Genomic DNA, 23,259 nt, shown 5'->3' with positions numbered 1-23,259 from the left:
TGAAAATAATTTTTCTTTGGAGCCCACTATGCAAAATGATATACAGGATATGTGGATTGGAAGAAAAAGGCTATCCTTGTGAGAGTAAGTTTTCCACATTATCCACATAGTTATCCACAAGGTGGTGGACAAGTTATGTGGATGCATTATTCAAAATATTGTTTACATAACGCAAAATATAACGAAAAAAGACGGCAGAATATCCAAAGGAAAAGGGGCGGGACTTGCCCCCCTCCGGAGAACCGTGCTAGAATAAACAGCGACAAGGCACCGCCCGCTGTGCAGGCGGTGTATTCTGCATGAAAACCGGCGCACCATGGAGCGCCGGTCGATGAGGTGAGACCATGAGGGATACCATTGCCGCCATTGCTACGGGGCCGGTCCGCTCGGCGGTGGGAATCATACGCCTGTCCGGGCCGGAGGCCATTGCGGCGGCCGCCGCTGTTTTCCGGGCGATAAGCGGCCGAAGCCTGACCGAGTATGAAAATCGCCGCCTGGTACTGGGCGCTCTGCTGGACCGGGCGGGAAACCCGGTGGACCAGGTGCTGGCCACGGTGTCCCGGGCGCCGGAGAGCTATACGGGGGAGGATACGGCGGAATTGCAGTGCCACGGCTCCCCGGCGGTGCTGACGCTGGGGCTGGAGGCCCTGTTTGCCCAGGGCGTGCGCCAGGCAAGGCCGGGCGAATTTACCCGCCGGGCCTTCCTGAATGGAAAGCTGGACCTGACCCAGGCCGAGGCCGTGGCCGACCTGATCGACGCGGAGACCCAGGCGGCGGCCCGGATCGCGGGGGGACAGCTTTCAGGTGCCCTCAGCCGCCGGATTGGGGCGGTCTATGACGCGCTGGTGGACGTGAGCGCCCATTTCCACGCGGTGCTGGACTACCCGGATGAGGACATCGATGCCTTTGGGGCGGAGACCCTGGACCGCGCGCTGGAAGGGGCGGAGCGGGATCTCTCCGCCCTGCTGGATACCTACCGCCGGGGCAAGCTGCTGGTAGGGGGGATCCCCTGTGCCATCGTGGGGCAGCCGAACGCGGGAAAGTCCTCTCTGCTCAACGCCCTGCTGGGCTATGAACGGGCCATCGTCACCGATATCCCGGGCACCACCCGGGATACGGTCGAGGAAAAGTGCACGCTGGGCGGGCGGCTGCTGCGTCTCATCGACACTGCGGGCATCCGGGAGACCGGAGACGCGGTGGAGCGCATCGGCGTGGAGCGCAGCCGCCGGGCGCTGGCCGGTGCGGAACTGGCTCTGGTGCTGGTGGATCTGACCCGGCCCCTGGATGAGGTGGACAAGGACCTCTTCCGGGAGGCGGTGGAGCGGGCCGGACAGGTGATCCTGGTGGGCACCAAGGCCGATCTGCCCCAGGCCCATCCCCTTTCGTTGCCCTGGAGTGCGGAGAAGCCGGTACCGGTGGTCTCTCTGAGCAGCCGTACGGGAGAGGGTCTTCCGGCCCTGGAGGAGGCCATCGCCGCCTGCTTCCCCTCGGAGGGAGGGGAAGAGCGGGGCGAGATGCTCACTAACGCCCGGCAGGCGGGCGCCGCCAGGCGGGCCCTGGAGCAGGTCCGCGCCGCCCGGGAGAGCCTTGCCTTAGGTATGACGCCCGACGCGGTGCTGGTGGATGTGGAAGGGGCCATGGAGGCTCTGGGAGAACTCACCGGACGGACGCTCCGGGAGGATGTGACGGCGCGGATCTTTGAGCGGTTCTGTGTGGGAAAATAAGAGTATGACAGGAGGATGGAGGATGCAGAAGAAGCGAGCAGCCGCGGCCCTGTTGGCGGCCGCCATGATCCTGGGGGTCCCGGCGCAGGCCGGGAGCCGGGGCGCCTTTTCGGATGTCCTGGAGAAGCACTGGGCCTTTGCGGCCATTGAGCAGGCCTATGCGGATGGAGTGATGACGGGGACCTACTATGACGCCGTGACCGGAGTACGGCAGTTTTCCCCCGAGGGCTCCCTCAGCATGGCGGAGTGGCTGAGCATGCTGACCCGCGCCTGCTGGCCGGAGGAGGTGGCGTCCGCCCCGTCCTCCGGAAGCTGGTATGCCGGTGCGGCGGCGGTAGCAGAGCACCACGGCCTGCTGGATGGGGTGGAGGATGTGCCCCTGGAAGGGGCCCTGACCCGAAATGCCATGGCGGTGGTCATCCGGCATGTGCTGGAGGAGCAGGGCGTGGCCATGCCGGATGAGGAGGCCCTGCGGGATACCCAGGCCAAGATCGGGGACTGGGCCCAGATCCCCGCGCGATATCAGGAGTCCGTGGCGGCGGTCATGGCTCTGGGCATCCTCTCTGGTACGGACAGCAGCGGCACCTTTGCCGGTGGTGCGACCTTTACCCGGGCCCAGGCCGCTGCGGTATATGGCCGTCTGGAGGGTGTGCTTACAGCGGGAGCGGGGCTCCCCTCCCAGGAGACCACGCCCGAGGCAGAGGACCCGGTGGCGGCGGTGGTGCGTCTGGTCAATGAGGTCCGGGCCCAGGAGGGCCTGCCCCCGCTGGAGGTCCTCTCCGAACTGGAGACAGCGGCTGAGATTCGGGCCCAGGAGCTGGGAACACTCTTTGAGCACACCCGGCCCGATGGGCGCAGCTGCTTTACGGTCCTGGAGGAGTGCGGCGTGTCCTCTTATCGCGCCGCCGGAGAGAACATCGCCATGGGGACCGATGATCCGGAGCGGGTTATGGAGCTGTGGATGAACTCGCCGGGCCACCGGGCCAACATCCTCAAGAGCACGTTTACCCACATCGGCGTGGGTTACCATGAGGGCGGATGGGTCCAGCTTTTCCTGGGGCAGTGACGCATCCCAAACAGATCCAATCCATCGGATATGCAAAGAGAGCGCCTGTCCCTTCTGGGACAGGCGCTCTTTCTCTGGAAATTTACAGGGTGGACAGACGCTGGGCCAAATCCATAAGCTGTGTCTGGATCTCCGGGCGCTGGGGAAGTGGGCGGCGGTCGGCGTCATCCATGCGGATGATGTCCTCACAGCTGGCGTGCAGATCGGAGAGAACGCCCCGCAGCATGAGCTCAGCGGGAAGGAACTGCCCCTCAAAGGGAGGTGCGCCCCCCACCAGCAGCAGCGCGCCCCGCTTGGTGGAGATCTGATCTTCGTCCCCCCGGACGGTGGCGGCCCAGTAGGGCTGGAGCCGGTCGATGATGGTCTTCAGGGGAGCGGGCACCGAGTGGAAGTAGAGGGGCGAGGCAATAATCAGATTGTCACACCCCTCGATGGCCGGATAGAGATCCTGCATCTCATCTTTTACGGCACAGCCCGGGTGGGAGAGACAGTAGCGGCAGTCCCGGCAGGGGGAGACTGGGGTGTCATAGGCCCGGACCACGGTGACCTCGCCGGGCAGGCGCAGACGGAGGAATTCCACCAGTTCGGCCGTGCGGCCCCGGCGGCGGGCGGAGCCCTCCAGAATTATCGTTTTCACGGCTTTAACCCTCCCTTTTCCCGGAGCAGAGCGGCCTCCTCCTGGAGGCGGAAGACCGAGCGGGCCTCCTCGATGCGGGTGAGGCGGCCGTCCTCCAGCACCACCTCGCCCTCCACCAGTGTGGTGCGGACGCCGGCCGGGCTGGCGTTATAGATAATAGAGGTGACCGGATCAAAGCTGGGGACGGTGGTGCAGTTCATGGGATCGTAGAGGAAGAGATCGGCCCGCTTTCCCACCTCCAGGGAGCCCAGGTCCTTTTCGCGGTGGATGCTCCGGGCGCCGTCGATGGTGGCCATCTCCAGAAGGCGCATGGCGGGGAGGACCGTGGGGTCCCGGTAGAAGGCCTTCTGCCACAGGGCGGAGATCTTCAGCACCTCCAGCATGTTCTGACTGTCGTTGGAGGCCGCTCCGTCCGTAGCCAGGCCTACGGGGATGCCGTGCTCCAGCAGCTGGCACACCGGCAGGGTCTGGTACCCCATGAGCATGTTGGAGATGGCATTGTAGGAGACGCTTACCCCGTGGCGAGCCAGGGTCTCCACCTCGTGGGGCTGAATCAGGGCGCAGTGGACGGCCAGGAGCTTGGTGTCCAGAACGCCGGTCTTTTCGTAAAATTCAATGGTGGATACCCCGTGGCGCTCCAGACAGAAGGCGTTGTCCTCCTCGATCTCCAGCGTGTGGATGGTCAGGAGGGTGTCCAGCTCCCGGGCCAGATCGGCGCAGCGGCGGAAGCCGTCCTCGGACAGGCTCCAGACAATGCCGGGGGCGATGGCGACATCGATGCGGGGGTCGGAGCGGTACTGGCTGTGGAGACGGCGCACGTTGTCAAAGAAGTCCTCCATGGTCTCCACATGGGGCGGCTTGCAGGGGTCGGGGTAGTCCTCCGTGTTGGCATGTCCCCGGGCCAGCACGCCCCGGATGCCAATGTCCTGAAAGGCCTTGATGACCGCATCGCTCAGGCCGGGCCGTCCGTGGGCGTACTGGTAGTCCACACAGGTGGTCACACCGCTGTGGAGATGCTCCGCACAGCCCACCAGAGCGGCCCAGTAGATGTTTTCCGGGGTAATGTTGCGGTAATGGGCGATAATGCACTCATCCAGCCAGCGGATGAGCCCCAGATCCTTGCCGAGATTTTTCAGTAGCATCTGGAAGAGGTGGTTGTGGGTGTTGATAAAGCCGGGGTATGCAATGGAGCCGGAGGCGTCCAGAACATGGGGGGCGCTGTACTGCTCCAGCAGCGCTTGGGTGGGAAGGATGGCGGCGATCCGGCCATCCCGGATGGCGATGCCGTGGTCGGAAAGAATGCGGCGCTGGGGATCCATGGTGACCAGGGTTGCGTGAACGATCAGACGGTCTGCCTGCATAAGTATCCCTCCTGAACCAGATATGGATGGTTCTATTATGCTCTGATTTTTATAAATGTCAATAAAATTTTATAATTATAAAAAAGCTTTGACGGGCGAGGGATACGACTGCTATAATAGACAAAAACGGCCGACAGGAGGAACGGGAATGGAAGTGGGAGAAAAGCTCAAGCGCCTGCGGAAAGAGCGGGGGCTCACGCTTCAGGCGCTGGCCGACAAAAGCGGGCTCTCGGTGAGCTACCTGAGCAATGTGGAGCGGGAGGCCACCAGTCCCACGCTCCAGCATCTGGGACAGATCTGCCAGGCGCTGGACATCCTGATTGCGGATTTTTTGACAGAGCCCGCCCAGGAGCACCGCCTCTATGCCCGGCGGGAGGAGTTTGAGCCGGTGTTCCGCCTCCACTCCCGGGTGCAGTATGAGCTGGCCCTGTGCGGCAATCCGCCCTACAAATGCGTCTGCATCACCATGCAGGGGGGCGGGGAGGAAAAGGAGTACAGTATGGGCCTGCCCGAGGGGAATTTTCTCCTGGTCACCCAGGGGAGCATGCGTCTGGAGATGGAGGGCATGTCCTGTACTCTGCACCCCATGGACGTGGCGCTGGTACCCGCCCACACCCCCCATACCTACGCCAATGCCGGGGAGGAGCCCTGCATTTCCTACTGGTTTTCCCTGGCACCGGCAGAGCCATCCCGATTTTAAGCAAACAGAGCGGCCCCGGCACCTCTCCTGCGGGAGATGGTACCGGGGCCACTGTATTTTTGAATGAGAATTAAGCCGCCCGGCCCAGAGTGGCGCTTTGGGCGGGGGAGAGCAGGGTGACGGGGGCCTCTTCCACGACCGGGGGCGTCAGACGGAGGAGCTCTGCCACGGCACAGAGCTTGTCCATGGCGCCCACCACCACGGACTCCAGGCAGTGATGGGGGCGGGTGATGGCGAGAGGGAACATATGGGTGGCGATGATGTCGGCCTCTGTGGGGTTGAGCGGAAAGCGCGCCTGGGCATTCTCCAGCGCCACCAGCGGGTGGTCAAAGGCGTGGTTCACATGGGGATGGGTGGACTTGTCCTGCCAGTTGTAGAGGTAGAGGTCGTGGAGCAGTCCGCCCCGGGCGGCCGAGCGCATATCCAGGCCCAGGGCGCGGCAGAGGCGGAAGCTGAGATAGGATACCAGCAGGCTGTGGTGAAAACAGCTGAATCCCTTGGCATGCTGGGGAAGCTGGCGCATGGCGCACACATCCGGATGGGCCAGAAGATCCTCCACAAAGGGAAGATATTCGTCTCTGTATTTGAAATTCCACATAGGGCGGACTCCTTTCTCTGGTTGTAGCTCTAGGATACCAGAGGAAGGTAAAGAACATGAGACGAACTCTTTAAGATTTTCAAAAGAGCGGGTAAAACTTTTGGAAAGAGAGGAAGAAACGGCGGCCTGTACACGATAAAAAAGACGCCCGCAGACATGCGGGCGTCTTTGATGACGCAATAAAGGAGAGCGTGGAGCGGAAATCAACCCTCCACCAGAGAGTAGATCAGATCAGTGCAGCGATCCACACCCAGCACGCTGCTGTCCAGGCAGAGGTGGTAGTTGGCGGCCTGCCCCCAGTTGCGGTCGGTATAGTACTTATAGTAGGCGATGCGGCGCTTATCCTTGTCCAGGATGCGCTTTTCCGGCGTGTCCGCCTTTTCGCCGTAGAGCCGGACGATGCGGTCCTTTTTAAACTCCATATTGGCGTGGATAAAGACGTTGAGACAGTCGGTGCGCTCCTTGAGGAAATAGTCGGCGCAGCGGCCCACGATGACGCAGGGACCCTGCTCGGCCAGATCCTGAATGATCTTGCGCTGGGTGATATAGATCTGATCGGAGAGGGCGTTGTTGGCCCAGTTGTTCAGGGTAAACAGGAAGCTGCTGGTGGCGCTGGCCTCCTCGCTGAAGCTCTGGATAAAGCTCTGGGACATACCGCTCTCCTTGGCAATCTGGGTGACCAGCTCCTCATCGTAGCAGGTCACGCCCATGCGCTGGGCCACCTGCTTGCCGATGGTGCGTCCTCCGCTGCCAAATTCCCGGTTGATGGTGACGATACGAAAGCCCATTACACTCCGTTCCTCCCTTGGATGGTTTCACAGCCCGGAAGAACGGGCCATGGTAAAGGTCTGTGCCCGGTTCCGCCAAGGCAGGGCGGAATGGGCTTACTTCCCTATTTTACCATGTGCCGTCAAGGGGCGCAAGACCCGCCCTCAGTCCCGGAGGAAGGCGTCGGCGGCCTGGATGGCCTGGGAGAGGGGGTCTCCCTCCGTGTCCAGCCAGAGGACGTCCCGGTCCTTTTTGAACCATACCATCTGACGCTTGGCAAAGCGCTTGATGGCCCGGCCCAGCTCGTCAAAGAGCTCGTCCTGGGAGGAGAGCTTGCCGGTGAGATACCAGAGGATGTAGCGGTATTCCAGCCCCAATCCCTCCAGGAAGGCGTCGGTGGCCCCCTCCGCCCGGAGACGTGCCACCTCCTCGATCATGCCGTCGTCCAGCCGCTTCTGGAGCCGCTCGTCGATGCGCCGGCAGAGGACATCCCGGGGATAGGTCATGCCCAGCTGGAGGACCTCATACCGGGGCACACGGGGGGATTCGGTGAGGGAATCTCCCGAGAGAAGTTTTTCCATGGTGCGCACCAGTCGGTGACGGTTCTTCTCCTCGCCGCCCGAGAGGGTGCGCCCGGTCTGGGCGCGGAACATGGCGTAGAGCTCCTCGGTGCTCTTGCGCTCCAGCTGCGTCCGGAGGACGGGGTCGGGCTGGCTCTCCTGAAAGGTGTACCCCTCGGCCACCGCCCGGACATAGAGCCCGGTGCCCCCCACCAGGAGGGGGACCTTCCCCCGGGCCAGGATGTCGTCGATGGCGGCGTAGGCGTCCCGCTGGAACTCGGCCACCGAATAGCTCTGGTTGGGGGAGACCACGTCCAGCAGGTGGTGAGATATCCCGTCCATCTCCTCCTCTGTGACCTTACCGGTGCCCAGGTCCAGGCCTCGATAGACCTGCCGGGAGTCGGCGGAGACGATCTCGCCTCCCACATGCTTGGCCAGCTCCACACCCAGGCCGCTTTTGCCGCAGGCGGTGGTGCCCAGTATCACGATCAGTTTTGGCAGCGCCATGTTCGCACATCCTTCTGTCAGCCCGCGCTCGGCCGGGCGTGGTGTTTCGGCTATTCTACCACAAAAGCAGGGCAGGGGCAACTTGGGGACGGAGGGGCGTGTGAATGTGGGGTGTCAAAAACTATTGACATTTTGAAAGACCGGTGCTATCCTTAAAGTGTAAAAAGTATTTGACATTTTGAAAAGGAGGACTATCGATGGAACAGATTTTGATTGCGGGCTTCCTGGGATTTCTCGGCATCCTGATCCTATTGGATGTGGCGATGGTAGTCTCTCTGGTGCGGCTGGGGGACGAGCGCAGGCAGATGATCGTCTGGAAGGCCAGCACCTGGACACTCCTGGGCATGACGGGCGGTATGATCATCGATATAATAGAGTCCCTCGTGCGGGGGCAGGCGGTGACGGCGAACCCCTTTATTCAGTTGGGGACTGGGGCGATCCTCTATTTTATCATCCTATTGTATTTCCGGCGCAGATACGGGGGATGAACATGGAAAATGAGATCAAAGAGCGGCGGCGGGAGCTGGGGATCTCGCAGGAGGAGCTGGCGAAGATCTGCGGTGTATCCCGGCAGACGGTAAACGCCATCGAAAACAAGAAGTATGACCCCACACTCGGACTGGCCTTCCATCTGGCTCAGGCTCTGGGGACCACGGTGGACGCGCTGTTCCACCCGGGGCAAAGGTAGACAACGGCGGCGCCCTCTTTTGGAGGGCGCCGCCGTTGTGCTGTCATCAGAATTCCGCCTGTGTAAAGACGCTGCAAGGCGGGTGCGGGCGGTCATGCCACGGGAAGCACGCAGTCCCCGATGGCAATGGAGGCAATCTCGCCGGGGTCCCAGAAAGTAAAGGCGGAATCCGAGCAAAGAGGCCTGGAGAGGGAGAGGACACAGCAGCTCTCTCCGGCAAATTCGCTCACATAGCCGCCGGTACACTCCAGGGAAAGAACGGTGCCGTCTGTTTTGGTGAGAGAGCAGGGGATCTGCGTGTCCTGATAGAGGCATTCATAGGGGGTGAGATCATTCCCCGCACCGATCAGGGAGATCCCCAGGGGGGTGACCTGCAAGGTGTGGATGGGCAAGGTTTGGCCGGCCAGCTCCAGTCCGTCCAGCGGAACGGAGATGCTTGTGACGGTATCTACCTGGAAGGGGATGGAGAAGGAGGAGTCAGGCACCAGCGGAGTACAGGCATAGACGACCTCCAGCTCCAGCCAGGGGAGGTCCTCCGGGGTAAGAGGGCAGTCCTGGAAGCTGTACACATAGGAGCCTTCCCCGTTTTCCAGCTCATAGCGGCGCATGGAGCCATGATAGTACCGCGCACCGGTGCGGGTATCGACGATGGCGTTGGGGTAGACCTTATCACAGAGGATGTTGTTCTGTACGCCCATGTCCGGAGCGCTGATCCCGATGGAAAGGCCCTTCTCCTCCAGCATGACCGCACCATGAAGAACAGCACCGGAGAAACCATCGACAGCCGGGACCGGGAGAGCGGCATTCTGGCGGGAGAGCGCGGCGGAGATCCCGGAAAAATCAGAGGGGAAATAGGTGTCCCAGTGCTCTGCGGAGAGCTCCGCCAGAGACAAAACCGCTGTTTTGTTGTATGGGGTCGTTCCCAGGGCAAAGAGGTCCAGGGTCAGGGTTTCACCCGCCAGGGAGGCGGCCTGGTCGTCAGTGGAGGCCTGAAGGACATAGTAGAGGGCCTTTTGGTCTGTGCTCTGCTGCGGGGGAGAAACCGCGTGCAGGGACAGAGATGTGCCGTTGGACAGAGAGAGGGACGGGGCGCGGCGCAGGGAGGAGAGGTTGAGGCCCACCGCCGGGTCGATCACCCCGCCATCCGCCCGGGTGAGGGAGAGGAGGAGCAGGACGCCGGTATCCTCGGCCACCGCGTCCTCCAGCGTGAGGGTGTATTCCCCTTTGGTCTGGGAGAGCCCCAGCTCGGTCACCGCGCTGGCAGGAATGGGCGAGGAGAAGAAATACCGCCAGGCGTCCGTGAGACCGACGGCCGCCGCGGCAGCGCCCAAAACGGCCAGCAGACAGGCACAGACCAGGGCCATGCGGACATAAGGGCGCCGGGGCGTTCTGCGCGCGGCGAGGCGGGCATGGATGCCCGCTTCCAGCGGGGCGGGGGGCGTTTGGATGGAGGAGAGGGCCTGGAAGATCCGCTCTTCTTCCGGTGTGCGTTTCATAGAGATTCCTCCTGTTCGGTCAGAGCCCGGGCCAGTTTATGCCGGGCGCGCTCATAGCGTTTCCGCAGGGTGGCCGCGCTGTGCCCTAACATTTGGGAGAGCTCCTCATAGCTGCGCTCCTCCATGACGCGGCCAAAGACCAGCGCCCGCTCCTGCGGGGAGAGAGTCAGGAGCGCCGCGCGGAGCTGGGGACCGATGTAGTCCGGATCAGACACAGGGGCGGCCGGGGGAGAAAAGAGCTGCCGCTTCCGGCGGCGCAGGAGATCTATGCAGGTGGTATAGGCCAGCCGGTAGAGCCAGGCGGAGAGGTTGGAGCCGCGCCGGAACCGGGCGCGGCGGGTATAAGCTTTACAAAACGTAATCTGGACTGCGTCCTGCGCCTCATGGTAATCACATAAAATGTGGTGACAGTAGCGCAGCAGAGGAGGGCCATACCGAGAGACGGCCTCTGAGAGGATCTCGTCATCTGCCTCGGGGAAGCGCTCCTCCAGTGCCTGTGTGTCCATCCTACCACTTCCTTTCTGCTGGATTGGAAAACCGGTTTTCACCCATATAACGCACGGTAAAGCGGTTTTGTGACAGGCGTACAGAACGGCGGCGCCCTTAAAGAGGGCGCCGCCGCTCTGCCGTACTATTCGGATTCTGCCTGTGCAAAGACGCTGGTGAGGAGGGTGTCTTTCTGCTCCACCCGTGTGCAGCGTTTGACGCCGTCGGAACCGGTGGTCTCCTCATAGGTCACAAGGGGGATGTTCAGGGCGTTATAGACCATCTGGGCGGCCATATCCCGAGTCAGGGGCGTGGAGCTGTCAAAGGAGCCCATGTCCGCATAGAGCCCGGCCTGATCGGCCAGAATATCTACCGTGATGCGCCATGTGGCACCGCTGATCCCCTCGTAGTCCGCCCGATAGCCCAGGGCGGAGAGGAGCATCCGTGCCCCCTCCGCAATGGTGACCGGGTCGTCGGGGGCAAAGACCGTCTCGCTCCGGCCGGAGATAATCCCAAGGGAGGCACAGTAGGTAATACAGTCCTTGGCCCAGTGGCCCTCGGTGTCCGGGAAGGACGCGGCGGCATTCTCCAGGGTGGGGATCTTTCCGCCGTTGAGCATGAGGGTGACCAGCCGGGCGAAGGAGGCCCGGTCGATGTTCTGTGCGGGGGCAAAGGAGCCATCCGGCAGACCGGCAAAGAGCCCCAGGTCGGCCACGGCAGTGACGGCATCCGGATGAACGATCTGGTCCTGGTCGGAGAAGGCCGCCGCGGCGGCCCCGGGACAGAGCAGGCCCAGGGTCAGGGCCGACGCAAGGCCCAGAGAGAGGAGCGGGTGCAGACGTTTCATGTGAGATTCCTCCTTTTTCCGCTGTTTGTGTAGAGTCGAGAACGGCGGCCTCCCGTTAGAAGCGCCTGTTCGGCGGGGGCGGAAAGCCGGGGTTCTTTTTCTATAACGTACGGAAGGCCCATTTTGAGACAGAAAAAGTAAAAAAACGGGCGCGCAGCCGCGCGCCCGTTTTTGACCGATGGGGAAAAACTTACTTGGTAGTGACCGTCAGCACGCCGTCGGCCTCAACCGCAGAGACGCCCAGAAGAGCGTTCAGTCCATCCGCGGAGACATAGTAGTTGCCGCCGATGAGCAGAGTGGAGGTCTCCACATCGACGCCATCCACCTGAATGGTGATGTTGGCGTAATCAATGGCGGAGCCTTCCGGACGGGGGGCGAGAGACGCAGCGGTGTACTCGCTGCCCTTGGTGATGGCCACCTGGCCATTCCACTCTACATTGAACATAGCAGGGGTGCCGTTGAAGGCGACTGCCAGATCACGCAGACGGTAGAAGACCGTATCACCCAGACCGCTGCTGACTGCGCTGTCGACCTGGAAAGCGTTGCCGTCCACAATGACATTGCGGGACTGAGCCTCCGCAATCAGGGCGTCATAGTCGGCCAGATTGTAGCTCTTGTTGTAGGGAGTGTCCAGCTTGCCCACGTTGATGAGGTTGATGATCTCCTGGCGGCGAGGATCGTCCTTGCTCAGATCCACACCGGTGATCTTCCAGTTGTTGTCCACGGTGGGCTGGAGAGGATCATGCTCGGCCAGATAGGCCACCAGCATGTCGCGCACGGAGTTGGGGGACTCCCACTCCTTCTCGCCGGAGATGATGCCCTCATTCTTGAGGCCGGTATAGCGGTAGTCGTTGACGCAGAGGGTGAGCACCTGGTCGTCGGCCAGAGGCTTGCCCTGGAAGGTCACGTTCTCGATGCGCTCTCCAGCGGGCTTGGAGAGGTTCACCTCATAGTTCAGGCCGATGAAGTGGTCGTGGAGGTAGCCGGGCTTGTCGGGATTGAAGGAGATGTTGATGTCGCCCTCCTGCCACTGGTTCCAGCACGCGGCCGCCCACTCCATGTAGGCCTTCATCTCGGCGCCGGTGACCTTGACGGTGTAGAGCACGTTGGGGAACTTGTAGATGTCGAACATGTTGCCGTAGTTGAGATCGCCCTTCTTCAGATCGCTGGTGTCCTTGAAGAGGGCCACGGCGGTCACATCGGCGCCGGAGTTCTCCAGCTGCACGGTGCCGATGAGGTCGATGACGGCGGTGTCCTGGAGACGGCCCTCGGGCAGGCCCTTGATCTCGTTGGCGGGCTGGAAGTCCGCGGCGGCATGGCCCAGAACGTTATCCTGGATAAAGGAAACGGTCTTTTCCTGGGCAGCCTTGATGGCGGGCACATCCCGCAGACCCTGGTCGGGCTCCACGCCTTCCATGGAGACGGTCTCCACGGTAGCGGTGGTGATCTCCTTGTCGGCGTTCAGGGTCAGGTCATAGCGGACCACCTCGCCGGCGTTGCTCTTGACCTCGCCCACGGGGATCTTCTCATTGTTGATATAGGTGGTGTGGGTGTGGCCCAGCTGGAGCACGTCCACTTCGGGGCACTTGTCCAGGATGGTCTGAGCGGCATCGGAGCCGTCGGTGGAGTACTCGGCCTCCAGACCGGCGTGAGTGGAGACCATGATGACGTCGGCCTTGTCGCCGATCTCCTGGATGCACTCGGCCACCGCGTCGGCCATGGGCTCAAAGGTCAGGTCGGACACGCCCTGCTTGGTGCCGTCCCAGCGGGGGATGTTGGGCGTGGTGACGCCGATGATGGCCACCTTCACACCGCCCCGCTCCACAATGGTGTAGCCGGCGCCGGTGAGATAGCTGCCGTCCGCGTTCTTGATGTTGGCCGAGAGCACGGGAACATCGGTCTGCTCCAGGATGGACTTGAGCTTGTCCACACCGAAGTTGAACTCGTGGTTGCCCAGGGTCCAGGCGTCATACTTCATGTAGTTGAGAGCCGCGGGCACGGGATGGCCGGCGGTGTCCTTGGAGTAGAGGTCGTCGGTCATGATGGTGCCCTGGATGGTGTCACCAGCGTCCACCAGGATGGTGTTGGGATTCTCGGCACGCACCTGATTGACATAGGTGGAGACACGGGCCAGGCCGTCCTTGGAGCTCTCCTTCATGTCCTCATAGGAATAGCCCCAGATATTGCCATGGGTGTCGGATGTACCGATGATGGTGAGGTGAGTCTCCCCCTCCGCGGCCAGAGCGGCCGGGACGAGACCGGCCAGCATGGCCACAGCCATGGCAGAGGCCAGAGCCCTGCGCAGATACTGTTTCTTCATACAAGATCCTCCTTTTTACAAGTTGTCCAAAAGGAATGAGACGCCCGCTCCAGCCTCCGGGCCCGACCGGAGACAGCGGACAGGGCGCCGCCTGCCCATAGGGTACCACAAAATATACGGGAAGTCGAGGCAAACTAAAAGGTGATTCGGTCAAAATGACGGGCCCAAAGGACGGAAGAGGGAAGAAAAGGAGGGCAGAAAGGGCGTTTGTTCATAATTTCCCCTTTTTTATTACAGGGGGATGTGCTATACTCTAACATGACGTTTTACAGGCATTGGTTTTCCCGCACCATGCAAGAAAGGTGAATGACCTAACATGAATTTCTTAAAAAAGCTGTTTGGCAGCAGCTCCGCCAAAGAGCTGAAAGCCATCTATCCCATTGTGGACAAGATCGAAGCGCTGGACGCGGAGTACAGCAAGCTCACCGATGAGCAGCTGAAAGCCAAGACCCCCGAATTCAAAGAGCGCCTGCGCAACGGTGAGACGCTGGACGATATCCTGCCCGAGGCCTTTGCCACCTGCCGTGAGGCCGCGTGGCGTGTGCTGGGCATGAAGCCCTACCGGGTGCAGCTGGTGGGCGGCATCATCCTCCACCAGGGCCGCATCGCTGAGATGCGCACCGGTGAAGGTAAGACCCTGGTGGCTACCCTGCCCGCCTATCTGAACGCCCTGACCGGCGAGGGTGTGCACGTGATCACCGTCAACGACTACCTGGCCAAGCGCGACAGCGAGTGGATGGGCAAGGTCTACCGCTTCCTGGGCCTGACCGTGGGCCTGGTGATCCACGACATCCTGCCCCAGATGCGCAAGCTCTCCTATCAGGCCGACATCACCTACGGCACCAACAACGAGTTCGGCTTTGACTATCTGCGTGACAACATGGCCATCTACGCCGCCGAGATGGTGCAGCGCGGCCATGCCTTTGCCATCGTGGACGAGGTGGACTCCATCCTCATCGACGAGGCCCGTACCCCCCTCATCATTTCCGGTCAGGGGGATCAGTCCACCCAGCTCTACACCATTGTGGACAATTTTGTGGCCAAGCTGAAGGGTAAGCGCGTGGCCAAGGTGGATACCAAGGAAGAGGAAGATCCCGACGAGGACGCCGACTACATCGTGGATGAGAAGGCGCGCACCGTCACCCTTACCGCCCGCGGCATCAAGAAGGCGGAGGAGGCCTTCAATCTGGAGAACCTGGCCGACGTGGAGAACACCACCCTCTCCCACCACATCAACCAGGCCATCCGCGCCAGGGGCCTCATGCAGCGGGATATCGACTACGTGGTCAAGGACGGCGAGGTCATCATCGTGGACGAGTTCACCGGCCGCCTGATGTACGGCCGCCGCTACTCCGAGGGCCTGCACCAGGCCATCGAGGCCAAGGAGAAGGTGGAGGTCGCCCGGGAGTCCAAGACTCTGGCCACCATCACCTTCCAGAACTACTTCCGCCTCTACAACAAGCTCTCCGGCATGACGGGTACCGCCATGACCGAGGAGGAGGAGTTCGGCACCATCTACTCCCTGGATATCGTGGAGATCCCCACCAACAAGCCTGTGCAGCGTGTGGATCACCCCGACGTGGTCTATAAGAACGAGGCGGGCAAGTTCCGCGCCATCGTCCAGCAGATCGAGGAGTGCCACAAGAAGGGCCAGCCCGTGCTGGTGGGTACTATCTCCATCGAGAAGTCGGAGGAGCTCTCCGGCATGCTCAAGCGCAAGGGGATCCCCCACAAGGTTCTGAACGCCAAGTTCCATGAGAAGGAAGCCGAGATCGTGGCCCAGGCCGGTAAGCTGGGTGCCGTCACCGTGGCCACCAACATGGCCGGCCGCGGTACCGACATCATGCTGGGCGGTAACGCCGAGTATCTGGCCATGGCCGACCTGCGCAAGGCCGGACTGAGCGATGAGCTGATGGCCGAGGCCACCGGCTACGCCGAGACCGACAATGAGGAAATCCTCAATGCCCGCAAGATGTTTGCGGACGCCGAGGCCAAGTATAAGGAGACCATCAAAGTCGAGGCCGAGAAGGTCCGTGCGGTGGGCGGCCTGTTCATTCTGGGCACCGAGCGGCACGAATCCCGCCGTATCGACAACCAGCTGCGGGGCCGTGCCGGCCGTCAGGGCGACCCCGGTGAGACCCGGTTCTACCTCTCCCTGGAGGACGACATCATGCGCCTGTTCGGCTCCGAGCGGGTCATGGGCATGATGGAGCGCCTGGGCGTGGATGAGGACACCCCCATCGACGCCAAGATGCTCTCCGGCGCCATTGAGAACGCCCAGAAGCAGGTGGAATCCCGCAACTTCCAGACCCGTAAGACGGTGCTGGAGTACGACGACGTGATGAACACCCAGCGTAAGGTCATCTATGAGGAGCGCCGCAAGGTCCTGGACGGCGAGAACCTGAAGGACGCCATCCAGAAGATGCTCTCCACGGTGATCAACCGGGCGGTCATGGGCCAGATGGGCGAGCAGAAGCACCTGGACGCCGAGACCTGGCGCGAGGTGTGCGCTCCCTTCCGTGGCCTGTTCCTGCGGCCCGATGAGCTCAAGTACACCGACGGCGAGCTGCAGCAGTACAGCGGCGAGCAGCTGGTGGAGCAGCTCATGGAGCGGGCCACTGAGATCTATACCCGCAAGGAGCAGGAGCTGGGTGAGCCCCTCATGCGTGAGCTGGAGCGGGTAATGATGCTGCGCGTGGTGGACGAGTACTGGATGGACAACATCGACGCCATGCAGGAGCTGCGCCAGGGCATCGGCCTGCGGGCTTACGGTCAGAACGACCCGGTGGTGGAGTACAAGCGGGAAGGCTACGAGATGTTCGAGAACATGATCGCCGCCATCCAGGAGGAGACCATCCGCCGGATCTACCTGGCCCGGGTGCAGGTGGGCGGTGCCGTCAAGCGCGAGCGTGTGGCCCGTGTCACCGGCGAGTCGGGCGGCAGCGACGAGACCGTGAAGAAGCAGCCCGTCAAGAAGGGCGTTCAGATCGGCCGCAACGATCCCTGCCCCTGCGGCAGCGGCAAGAAGTGGAAGAAGTGCGACTGCGCGGAGTACCACGGCCCTGAATATCAGTAAGACGGCCTCCGGCCCCGTGAGGGGCCGCGCCCTGTGAAAACCGAAAACCGATGGGAAAAGCAGAATGAGACAGCCTCTGAGGGACCATTCTGCTTTTCTCTGTTTCACTGAGGATTTTGACTATGAGCATTGTGACTTGCGTCAACAAAAATGTCCCCTTCCTGGCCAGCGAGGGCTTTTTACAGGCGGGGGGTGTGGCCCACGGCTTTTCCACCCGGGAAGGGGGCGTGAGCGAGGGGACCTATGCCACCCTCAATCTGGGATTCTGCCGGGGGGATGACCGGGAAAAAGTACTGGAGAATTACCGCCGCTTCACCGCCGCCATCGGCGCGGACTATGAGGGACTGGTCCTGTCCAACCAGGTCCACGGGGACACGGTGCGCACCGTGACCGCCGCCGACAAGGGGAAGGGCATCCACAGCAAGGGCGATTATGAGGCGGACGGACTCATCACTGACATTCCGGGCCTGTGCCTCACGGTCTTTGGGGCGGACTGTCTGCCTATTCTGTTCTATGACCCGGTGCGCCGGGTCATCGCGGCCGTCCATGCGGGCTGGCGGGGCACCGCCAACGGGATCGCGGGCCGTGCCGTAGAAAAGATGGTGGAGGTATACGGCTCCAAGCCCGGGGACATCCTGGCCGCCATTGGCCCGGGGATCTCCAAGTGCTGCTTTGAGACCGATGAGGATGTGCCCAACGCTCTCACCGGCGCGCTGGGTGCCTCCGCGCTGAAGTGCATCGAGCTGCAGGAGAGCGGGAAGTTCCATGTGGACCTCAAGGGGCTCAATGTCCTGCGCCTGGAAAAGATGGGTCTGGAACGGGACCATATCGCGGTCTCCGAGGCCTGCACCATGTGTGAGCACGAGCGCTTCTGGTCCCACCGCTACACCCAGGGCGTGCGGGGAAGCCAGGCCGCTATGGTCCAGCTGCTGGGATAAGGAAAGCCATGAAAAAGCGGAAGAAAAACCTGCGGCTCCTGGCCGCCGTCCTGCTATTGAGCACCGTTCTGAGCGCCTGTGGGGAGGAAGAGCCCGCTCCCACGCCCACGCAGACCCCTACGCCCACTGCTACGGCCACGGCACAGCCCAAGGAATTTGCGCTGCCCTGCTATCCGGAGGCCGGTTTTCACCCCATCCAGGGGACCAACCGGACCAATCTGGCCCTGGGAGGGCTGCTCTATGACGGCCTCTATGAGCTGGATCAGACCTTTACGCCCCAGCCTGCCCTGGCGACGGGGTATACTGTCTCAGAGGACGGACTCACCTGGACCTTTACCCTGCGCGGCGGCGTCACCTTCTCGGACGGTACCCCCATGGCGGCGGCCGATGTGGCCGCTTCCCTGACCCAGGCCAAGACCAGCGCCCTGTACGGCAACCGCCTGGCGGGGATTGCCTCGGTCCAGGCCGGAGAGGGCGCTGTGACCGTGCGCCTGACCAGTCCCAACGGAAATCTGCCGGCCCTGCTGGACATCCCGGTCATCCGGGAGACTGGAGGCGTGCCTCTGGGGACGGGCTCCTATGTGCTCCAGCAGAGCGGGGAGAGCTATATCCTCCAGCGGCGGAATGACAGCTGGCGTACCCCCGCGCCCGCGCTGGAGACCATTCCTCTGCGGACGGTGGAGGAGGCCAACGACCTGCTCTATGCCTTTGACACCCAGGAGATCTCCCTGGTGGGGACCGACTCCACCGGTGTGGGCGCCCTGGGGTTCTCGGGCAGCTTTGAGACCATGGACTATCCCACGACAAATATGCTCTATATCGGGTTTAATACGGCCCAGGGCCCCTGTCGGGACGCAGCGGTCCGCCAGGCGCTGGGGCGGGGGATGGACCGGGACAGCATCTGCTCGGCCCTGCTCTCCCGGCATGCGGTGGCCGCTATGCTGCCCGCCCACCCGGTGAGCAGCGTCTATGACGCCGAGACGGCGGGCACCCTCAACTACTCCCTCCAGGAGATGGATTCCATTCTCACGCAGGCCGGATGGAGCCGGAGCGACGGCGTCTATCAGAAGGGGAGAGAGAAGCTGGAGCTGACCCTGTTGGTCAACCAGGACAACTCCTATAAGACGGGAGTGGCCGACGCCATTGGGCGGGATCTGACGGCAGCGGGTGTATCGGTGACGGTGAAAAAGCTCTCCTGGGAGGATTTTACCGCCGCCCTGAGCGCGGGGGAGTTTGATCTTTACCTGGGCGAGGTCAAACTGAGCGCCGACTTTGATCCCTCTCCGCTGCTGAGCGGCGGGGCCCTCAATTACGGTAAGTACAACGATCCCACGGCAACGGGACTGCTCTCTGCCTTCCGGGCGGCCCAGGGGGAGGAGCGGACCACGGCGGCCAAGGCGCTCTATGAGCGGCTGGGGGAACAAGCGCCCTTTGCAGTGCTCTGCTTCAAGAACTGGTCCATGCTGAGCCAGTGGGGGCAGGTGTCCAATGCCACGCCCACCCAACAAAATCTGTTCTATGGATTTGGAAATTGGAGTTTCGCCAATTGAGTTCCTGCGTTTTTTCGGGTATGATGTAAGAGGAACCGACAGGCGCGGAGGGATGCGCCCCTCCGCGCCTGTTTTTTATTCAACTATATATGAGAATAAGGGGTTATGGTAATGGGTAACGTATTTCGCTGCTATGCCGAAAAGAAGCCCGGCTTCGACGTGGAGGCCCGGCGCCTGCTGGGTGAGCTGAGAAGCGAGCTGGGACTTCAGGGCCTGACGGGCGTCCGCATCCTCCACCGCTACGACGTGGAGGGGATCGACGGGGACACCTATCAGGCTGTGCGCACCACCGTGCTCAGTGAGCCGCAGGTGGACGCCGTCTATGACGAGACTTTCCCCGATGCCCCCGCGCCCTGCCGGGTCTTCGCGGTGGAGGCCCTGCCGGGGCAGTATGACCAGCGGGCCGACTCCTGCGCCCAGTGCATCCAGCTCCTCACGGGCGGAGAGCGGCCTCTGGCCGCCGCCGCCACCGTCTACATCCTCCAGGGCGAGGTGAGCGACGGAGAGCTGGAGCGGGTCAAGAGCTACCTCATCAACCCGGTGGAGAGCCGGGAGGCCGGACTGGACCGGGTGGAGACCCTGGAGCGCACCTATGCCGTGCCCGCCGATGTGGCGGTGCTGGAGGGCTTCCGGGACCGGGACGAGGCCGGTCTCTCCGACCTGATCGGCGAGTACGGCCTTGCCATGGACCTGGCCGATCTGAAGTTCCTCCAGACCTATTTCCGGGACGAGGAGAAGCGGGACCCCACCCTGACCGAGCTGCGCCTGGTGGATACTTACTGGTCCGACCACTGCCGCCACACCACTTTCTCCACCCATATCGATGACGTGGAGATCCATGACGCCGACGTGGCGGCCGCCTATCAGATGTACCTGGCCGCCCGGGAGGAGGTCTACGGCAAGGAGAAGGCCGCCAAGCGGCCCCAGACCCTCATGGACCTGGCCACCATCGCGGGCAAGGTCCTCAAGAAGCGGGGCGTCCTGAAGAACCTGGACGAGAGCGAGGAGATCAACGCCTGCTCGGTCCATGTCACCGCCACCGTGGACGGGGAGGAGCAGGACTGGCTCCTCATGTTCAAAAACGAGACCCATAACCACCCCACCGAGATCGAGCCCTTCGGCGGCGCGGCCACCTGCATCGGCGGCGCCATCCGGGACCCCCTGTCCGGCCGCTCCTATGTCTATCAGGCTATGCGCGTCACCGGCTGCGGCGATCCCCGCGTCCCCCTGAGCCAGACCATGGAGGGCAAGCTCCCCCAGCGCAAGCTGGCCCAGACGGCCGCGGCGGGCTACTCCTCCTACGGCAACCAGATCGGCCTGGCCACCGGACACGTGGCCGAGGTCTATCACAAGGGCTACATTGCCAAGCACCTGGAGACCGGCGCCGTAGTGGGCGCCGCCCCCGCCTCCAATGTCCGGCGGGAGGTCCCCGCCCCCGGGGATAAGGTGATCCTTCTGGGCGGCCGTACCGGCCGGGACGGCATTGGCGGCGCCACCGGCTCCTCCAAGAGCCACAACCAGAAGTCCCTGGCCACCATGGCCTCCGAGGTCCAGAAGGGCAATGCCCCCGAGGAGCGCAAGATCCAGCGCCTGTTCCGCAACGGCGAGGTGACCCGCCTCATCAAGCGGTGCAACGACTTCGGCGCGGGCGGCGTCAGCGTGGCCATCGGTGAGCTGGCCGACGGCCTGGCCATCGACCTGGACGCCGTGCGCAAGAAGTACGACGGCCTGGACGGCACCGAGCTGGCCATCTCCGAGAGCCAGGAGCGTATGGCCGTGGTGGTGGCTCCCGCCGACGTGGACACCTTCATCGCCCATGCCGAGGCCGAGAACCTGGAGGCCTATGTGGTGGCCGAGGTCACCGAGTCTCCCCGGATGGTCATGACCTGGCGGGGCAAGAAGGTGGCCGACCTCTCCCGTGCCTTCCTGAATACCAACGGCGCAGCCAAGCACACCACCGTGCGGGTGCCCGACTACTTTACCCCGGAGAGCCTCTTCCACAAGGGGAGCCTCCGGTCCACCGCTGCCAGCCTCAAGACCGCCAGCCGCCGCGGTCTGGTGGAGCGCTTTGACAGCTCCATCGGCGCGGGCAGCGTCCTGATGCCCTTCGGCGGAAAGACCCAGCGTACCCCCACCCAGGCCATGGCTGCCCTCCTCCCGGTGGGACCGGGCCACACCACCGACACCTGCTCGGTGATGGCCTGGGGCTTTGATCCCGACCTCATGGAGCGCAATCCCTACACCGGCGCCTTTATCTCGGTGCTGACCTCCATGGCCAAGCTGGTGGCGGCGGGCTGTGACCCCACGGCCGCCTACGCCTCCTTCCAGGAGTACTTTGAGAAGCTGCGGGACGAGCCGGAGCGCTGGGGCAAGCCCTTTGCCGCTCTCCTGGGCGCCCTCTCCGCCCAGCTGGGCCTGGGTGTGGCCGCCATCGGCGGCAAGGACTCCATGTCTGGCTCCTTCCTGGATCTGGATGTGCCCCCCACACTCATCTCCTTTGCCATCGCGCCCGCCAAGGCCGAGAAGGTGCTCTCCCCTGAGTTCAAGGAGGCGGGCCACCCGGTCTATCTCTTCCAGGCGGACAATGCTCTGGACTGCGATGAGATCAACGCCTGCTTTGCCCGTGTCCACGCCCTGAGCGAGGCCGGTAAGATCCGGGCCGCCTGGGCGGTGGAGGAGAATGTGGCCGAGGGCATCATGAAGATGTCCTTCGGCAACGAGATCGGCTTTGCCGCCCGGGAGGACGCGCAGAACCTGTGGTTCGGCGCCCGGCCCGGCGCCATCCTGGCCGAGTGCGACGGCGAGGTGGAGGGCGGCCTCCTGCTGGGCTACACCACCCAGGAGCCGGTCATCCGTCTGGGCGGGGAGGAAGTCCCGGTTGCCGAGCTCCTCTCCATCAGCGAGGGTGTGCTGGAGGAGGTCTATCCCACCCGCACCGCCGACACCGGCGCGGTGGAGCCCATCTCCTGCACCGAGCGCGCTCCCATCGTGGCCAAGCACAAGGTGGCCATGCCCAAGGCGGTCATCCCTGTGTTCCCCGGCACCAACTGTGAATATGACACCGCTGCGGCCTGCCTGCGGGCCGGGATCGAGCCGGAAATTCTGGTGGTGCGCAACCTGACCGGCAGTGCTCTGGCCCAGTCGGCCGACGCGCTGGAAAAGGCCATTCAGGGCGCCCAGATGATGGTGCTGCCCGGCGGATTCTCCGGCGGCGACGAGCCCGACGGTTCGGCCAAGTTCATCTGCTCCTTCCTGCGCAATCCCCGCATCACCGACGCCATCCACGATCTGCTCAAGAACCGGGACGGCCTGATGCTGGGCATCTGCAACGGCTTCCAGGCGCTGGTGAAGCTGGGACTGGTGCCCTATGGCGAGATCCGTCCCATGGATGAGAGCTGCGCCACCCTGACCTTCAACAACATCGGCCGCCATCAGAGCCGCTATGTGACCACCCGCATCGCCTCGGTCCGCTCTCCCTGGATGCTCCAGAGCCAGGTGGGCGATCTGCACGCCATCCCCATCTCCCACGGCGAGGGCCGCTTCGTGGCGCCCGAGGCCCTGCTGGATCAGCTGGTCGCCAACGGCCAGGTGGCCACCCAGTATGTGGACGCCGCAGGCATCCCCTCCCTGGACATCGACGTGAACCCCAACGGCGCCCTGCGGGCTATCGAGGGCATCTTCTCCCCCGACGGCCGGGTCTTCGGTAAGATGGGCCACTCGGAGCGCCGTGGCGCGTTCGTGGGCAAGAATATCCCGGGCGAGCGCCATCAGCCCCTCTTTGAGAGCGGCGCGGCTTACTTCAAGTAAGCGCGGAAGGCTGTGTTTACATATTGTTCACAGGCCTTTCAAAAACTGTCCAACAATTGGAGAGAAAAGGGTGGTATCCTATCTATGCAGTCGGGGGAAAACCCCAAAACGATCACTGCTCCGGGCTGCG

18 protein-coding genes are annotated in these 23,259 nt (G+C 62.9%); 9 read left to right on the top strand and 9 right to left on the bottom strand.

What is annotated here, in order from left to right; genetic code table 11:
- The first annotated feature begins 344 nt into the window (after positions 1–344).
- Together mnmE and H8S34_RS11315 are read left to right on the top strand one after the other, a co-directional pair.
- Positions 345–1,724, top strand: coding sequence for a tRNA uridine-5-carboxymethylaminomethyl(34) synthesis GTPase MnmE (gene mnmE / locus H8S34_RS11320; RefSeq protein ID WP_186964028.1), 1,380 nt, complete (start codon positions 345–347; stop codon positions 1,722–1,724).
- Between the two features lie 22 nt (positions 1,725–1,746).
- The gene (locus tag H8S34_RS11315; RefSeq protein WP_186964027.1) at positions 1,747–2,790 is read left to right on the top strand and encodes a CAP and S-layer homology domain-containing protein; all 1,044 of its coding nucleotides are present in this window, start codon (positions 1,747–1,749) and stop codon (positions 2,788–2,790) included.
- 82 nt (positions 2,791–2,872) lie between these two features.
- On the opposite strand, the gene H8S34_RS11310 is transcribed toward H8S34_RS11315, so the two are convergent.
- Together H8S34_RS11310 and H8S34_RS11305 are read right to left on the bottom strand one after the other, a co-directional pair.
- Positions 2,873–3,427 (bottom strand): flavodoxin family protein, encoded by a 555-nt coding sequence (locus H8S34_RS11310; RefSeq protein ID WP_186964026.1) that lies wholly within the window; start codon positions 3,425–3,427, stop codon positions 2,873–2,875.
- A complete protein-coding gene (locus tag H8S34_RS11305) occupies positions 3,424–4,788 on the bottom strand; it encodes an amidohydrolase family protein (protein ID WP_186964025.1) in 1,365 nt (454 codons plus the stop codon). Before H8S34_RS11305 ends, H8S34_RS11310 begins: the two co-directional genes overlap by 4 nt.
- A 148-nt stretch (positions 4,789–4,936) precedes the next feature.
- Here H8S34_RS11305 and H8S34_RS11300 point away from each other — a divergent pair, with 148 nt between their 5' ends.
- Positions 4,937–5,488: a helix-turn-helix domain-containing protein gene (locus tag H8S34_RS11300; RefSeq protein WP_186964024.1), complete on the top strand. Its 552-nt coding sequence runs from the start codon at positions 4,937–4,939 to the stop codon at positions 5,486–5,488.
- A 70-nt stretch (positions 5,489–5,558) separates the two neighbouring features.
- Here H8S34_RS11300 and H8S34_RS11295 read toward each other — a convergent pair whose 3' ends face one another.
- The 3 genes from H8S34_RS11295 to miaA all read right to left on the bottom strand — a co-directional run bounded on the left by H8S34_RS11295 (position 5,559) and on the right by miaA (position 7,921).
- On the bottom strand, positions 5,559–6,086 hold the full coding sequence (locus H8S34_RS11295; RefSeq protein ID WP_186964023.1) for an HDIG domain-containing metalloprotein: 528 nt from the start codon (positions 6,084–6,086) through the stop codon (positions 5,559–5,561).
- Between the two features lie 203 nt (positions 6,087–6,289).
- The gene (locus tag H8S34_RS11290; RefSeq protein WP_101690973.1) at positions 6,290–6,874 is read right to left on the bottom strand and encodes a cytidylate kinase-like family protein; all 585 of its coding nucleotides are present in this window, start codon (positions 6,872–6,874) and stop codon (positions 6,290–6,292) included.
- Positions 6,875–7,018: 144 nt separating this feature from the next.
- Positions 7,019–7,921: a tRNA (adenosine(37)-N6)-dimethylallyltransferase MiaA gene (gene miaA / locus H8S34_RS11285; RefSeq protein WP_186964022.1), complete on the bottom strand. Its 903-nt coding sequence runs from the start codon at positions 7,919–7,921 to the stop codon at positions 7,019–7,021.
- Between the two features lie 197 nt (positions 7,922–8,118).
- On the opposite strand from miaA, the gene H8S34_RS11280 reads away from it, so the two are divergent.
- Positions 8,119–8,409, top strand: coding sequence for a hypothetical protein (locus tag H8S34_RS11280; protein ID WP_186964021.1), 291 nt, complete (start codon positions 8,119–8,121; stop codon positions 8,407–8,409).
- A 2-nt stretch (positions 8,410–8,411) separates the two neighbouring features.
- The gene (locus H8S34_RS11275; RefSeq protein ID WP_186964020.1) at positions 8,412–8,609 is read left to right on the top strand and encodes a helix-turn-helix transcriptional regulator; all 198 of its coding nucleotides are present in this window, start codon (positions 8,412–8,414) and stop codon (positions 8,607–8,609) included.
- Positions 8,610–8,701: 92 nt separating this feature from the next.
- On the opposite strand, the gene H8S34_RS11270 is transcribed toward H8S34_RS11275, so the two are convergent.
- The 4 genes from H8S34_RS11270 to H8S34_RS11255 all read right to left on the bottom strand — a co-directional run bounded on the left by H8S34_RS11270 (position 8,702) and on the right by H8S34_RS11255 (position 13,758).
- Positions 8,702–10,105 (bottom strand): hypothetical protein, encoded by a 1,404-nt coding sequence (locus H8S34_RS11270; RefSeq protein WP_186964019.1) that lies wholly within the window; start codon positions 10,103–10,105, stop codon positions 8,702–8,704.
- Positions 10,102–10,611, bottom strand: coding sequence for an RNA polymerase sigma factor (locus H8S34_RS11265; protein WP_101690976.1), 510 nt, complete (start codon positions 10,609–10,611; stop codon positions 10,102–10,104). The genes H8S34_RS11270 and H8S34_RS11265 overlap by 4 nt, the downstream gene beginning before the upstream one ends.
- A gap of 125 nt (positions 10,612–10,736) precedes the next feature.
- A complete protein-coding gene (locus H8S34_RS11260; protein WP_101690977.1) occupies positions 10,737–11,438 on the bottom strand; it encodes an S-layer homology domain-containing protein in 702 nt (233 codons plus the stop codon).
- A 190-nt stretch (positions 11,439–11,628) separates the two neighbouring features.
- Positions 11,629–13,758, bottom strand: a complete 2,130-nt coding sequence (locus H8S34_RS11255) for a bifunctional metallophosphatase/5'-nucleotidase (protein WP_186964018.1) — start codon at positions 13,756–13,758, stop codon at positions 11,629–11,631.
- Between the two features lie 316 nt (positions 13,759–14,074).
- Between H8S34_RS11255 and secA the strand changes: the two genes are divergently transcribed.
- The 4 genes from secA to H8S34_RS11235 all read left to right on the top strand — a co-directional run bounded on the left by secA (position 14,075) and on the right by H8S34_RS11235 (position 23,129).
- Positions 14,075–16,834, top strand: a complete 2,760-nt coding sequence (gene secA / locus H8S34_RS11250) for a preprotein translocase subunit SecA (protein WP_101690979.1) — start codon at positions 14,075–14,077, stop codon at positions 16,832–16,834.
- A gap of 122 nt (positions 16,835–16,956) precedes the next feature.
- The gene (gene pgeF / locus H8S34_RS11245; RefSeq protein WP_101690980.1) at positions 16,957–17,772 is read left to right on the top strand and encodes a peptidoglycan editing factor PgeF; all 816 of its coding nucleotides are present in this window, start codon (positions 16,957–16,959) and stop codon (positions 17,770–17,772) included.
- 8 nt (positions 17,773–17,780) lie between these two features.
- The gene (locus H8S34_RS11240) at positions 17,781–19,322 is read left to right on the top strand and encodes an ABC transporter substrate-binding protein (RefSeq protein WP_243208002.1); all 1,542 of its coding nucleotides are present in this window, start codon (positions 17,781–17,783) and stop codon (positions 19,320–19,322) included.
- A gap of 111 nt (positions 19,323–19,433) precedes the next feature.
- A complete protein-coding gene (locus H8S34_RS11235) occupies positions 19,434–23,129 on the top strand; it encodes a phosphoribosylformylglycinamidine synthase (RefSeq protein ID WP_186964017.1) in 3,696 nt (1,231 codons plus the stop codon).
- Positions 23,130–23,259 lie beyond the last annotated feature (130 nt).

This window comes from Pseudoflavonifractor hominis, assembly GCF_014288125.1.
Classification (GTDB): Bacteria; Bacillota; Clostridia; order Oscillospirales; family Oscillospiraceae; genus Pseudoflavonifractor_A; species Pseudoflavonifractor_A gallinarum.
Note: the sequence above shows the minus strand (reverse complement) of the source record. Positions and strands in the feature narration are given on the sequence as shown.

Excerpts from the sequence above, each read along its gene's own strand:
- mnmE (WP_186964028.1), top strand. The coding sequence starts at position 345 with ATGAGGGATACCATTGCCGCCATTGCTACGGGGCCGGTCCGCTCGGCG.
- H8S34_RS11255 (WP_186964018.1), bottom strand. The coding sequence starts at position 13,758 with ATGAAGAAACAGTATCTGCGCAGGGCTCTGGCCTCTGCCATGGCTGTG.
- H8S34_RS11270 (WP_186964019.1), bottom strand. The coding sequence starts at position 10,105 with ATGAAACGCACACCGGAAGAAGAGCGGATCTTCCAGGCCCTCTCCTCC.
- pgeF (WP_101690980.1), top strand. The coding sequence starts at position 16,957 with ATGAGCATTGTGACTTGCGTCAACAAAAATGTCCCCTTCCTGGCCAGC.
- H8S34_RS11305 (WP_186964025.1), bottom strand. The coding sequence starts at position 4,788 with ATGCAGGCAGACCGTCTGATCGTTCACGCAACCCTGGTCACCATGGAT.
- H8S34_RS11265 (WP_101690976.1), bottom strand. The coding sequence starts at position 10,611 with ATGGACACACAGGCACTGGAGGAGCGCTTCCCCGAGGCAGATGACGAG.
- H8S34_RS11300 (WP_186964024.1), top strand. The coding sequence starts at position 4,937 with ATGGAAGTGGGAGAAAAGCTCAAGCGCCTGCGGAAAGAGCGGGGGCTC.
- secA (WP_101690979.1), top strand. The coding sequence starts at position 14,075 with ATGAATTTCTTAAAAAAGCTGTTTGGCAGCAGCTCCGCCAAAGAGCTG.
- H8S34_RS11280 (WP_186964021.1), top strand. The coding sequence starts at position 8,119 with ATGGAACAGATTTTGATTGCGGGCTTCCTGGGATTTCTCGGCATCCTG.
- H8S34_RS11260 (WP_101690977.1), bottom strand. The coding sequence starts at position 11,438 with ATGAAACGTCTGCACCCGCTCCTCTCTCTGGGCCTTGCGTCGGCCCTG.
- H8S34_RS11235 (WP_186964017.1), top strand. The coding sequence starts at position 19,434 with ATGGGTAACGTATTTCGCTGCTATGCCGAAAAGAAGCCCGGCTTCGAC.
- H8S34_RS11295 (WP_186964023.1), bottom strand. The coding sequence starts at position 6,086 with ATGTGGAATTTCAAATACAGAGACGAATATCTTCCCTTTGTGGAGGAT.
- H8S34_RS11240 (WP_243208002.1), top strand. The coding sequence starts at position 17,781 with ATGAAAAAGCGGAAGAAAAACCTGCGGCTCCTGGCCGCCGTCCTGCTA.
- H8S34_RS11315 (WP_186964027.1), top strand. The coding sequence starts at position 1,747 with ATGCAGAAGAAGCGAGCAGCCGCGGCCCTGTTGGCGGCCGCCATGATC.
- H8S34_RS11275 (WP_186964020.1), top strand. The coding sequence starts at position 8,412 with ATGGAAAATGAGATCAAAGAGCGGCGGCGGGAGCTGGGGATCTCGCAG.
- miaA (WP_186964022.1), bottom strand. The coding sequence starts at position 7,921 with ATGGCGCTGCCAAAACTGATCGTGATACTGGGCACCACCGCCTGCGGC.
- H8S34_RS11290 (WP_101690973.1), bottom strand. The coding sequence starts at position 6,874 with ATGGGCTTTCGTATCGTCACCATCAACCGGGAATTTGGCAGCGGAGGA.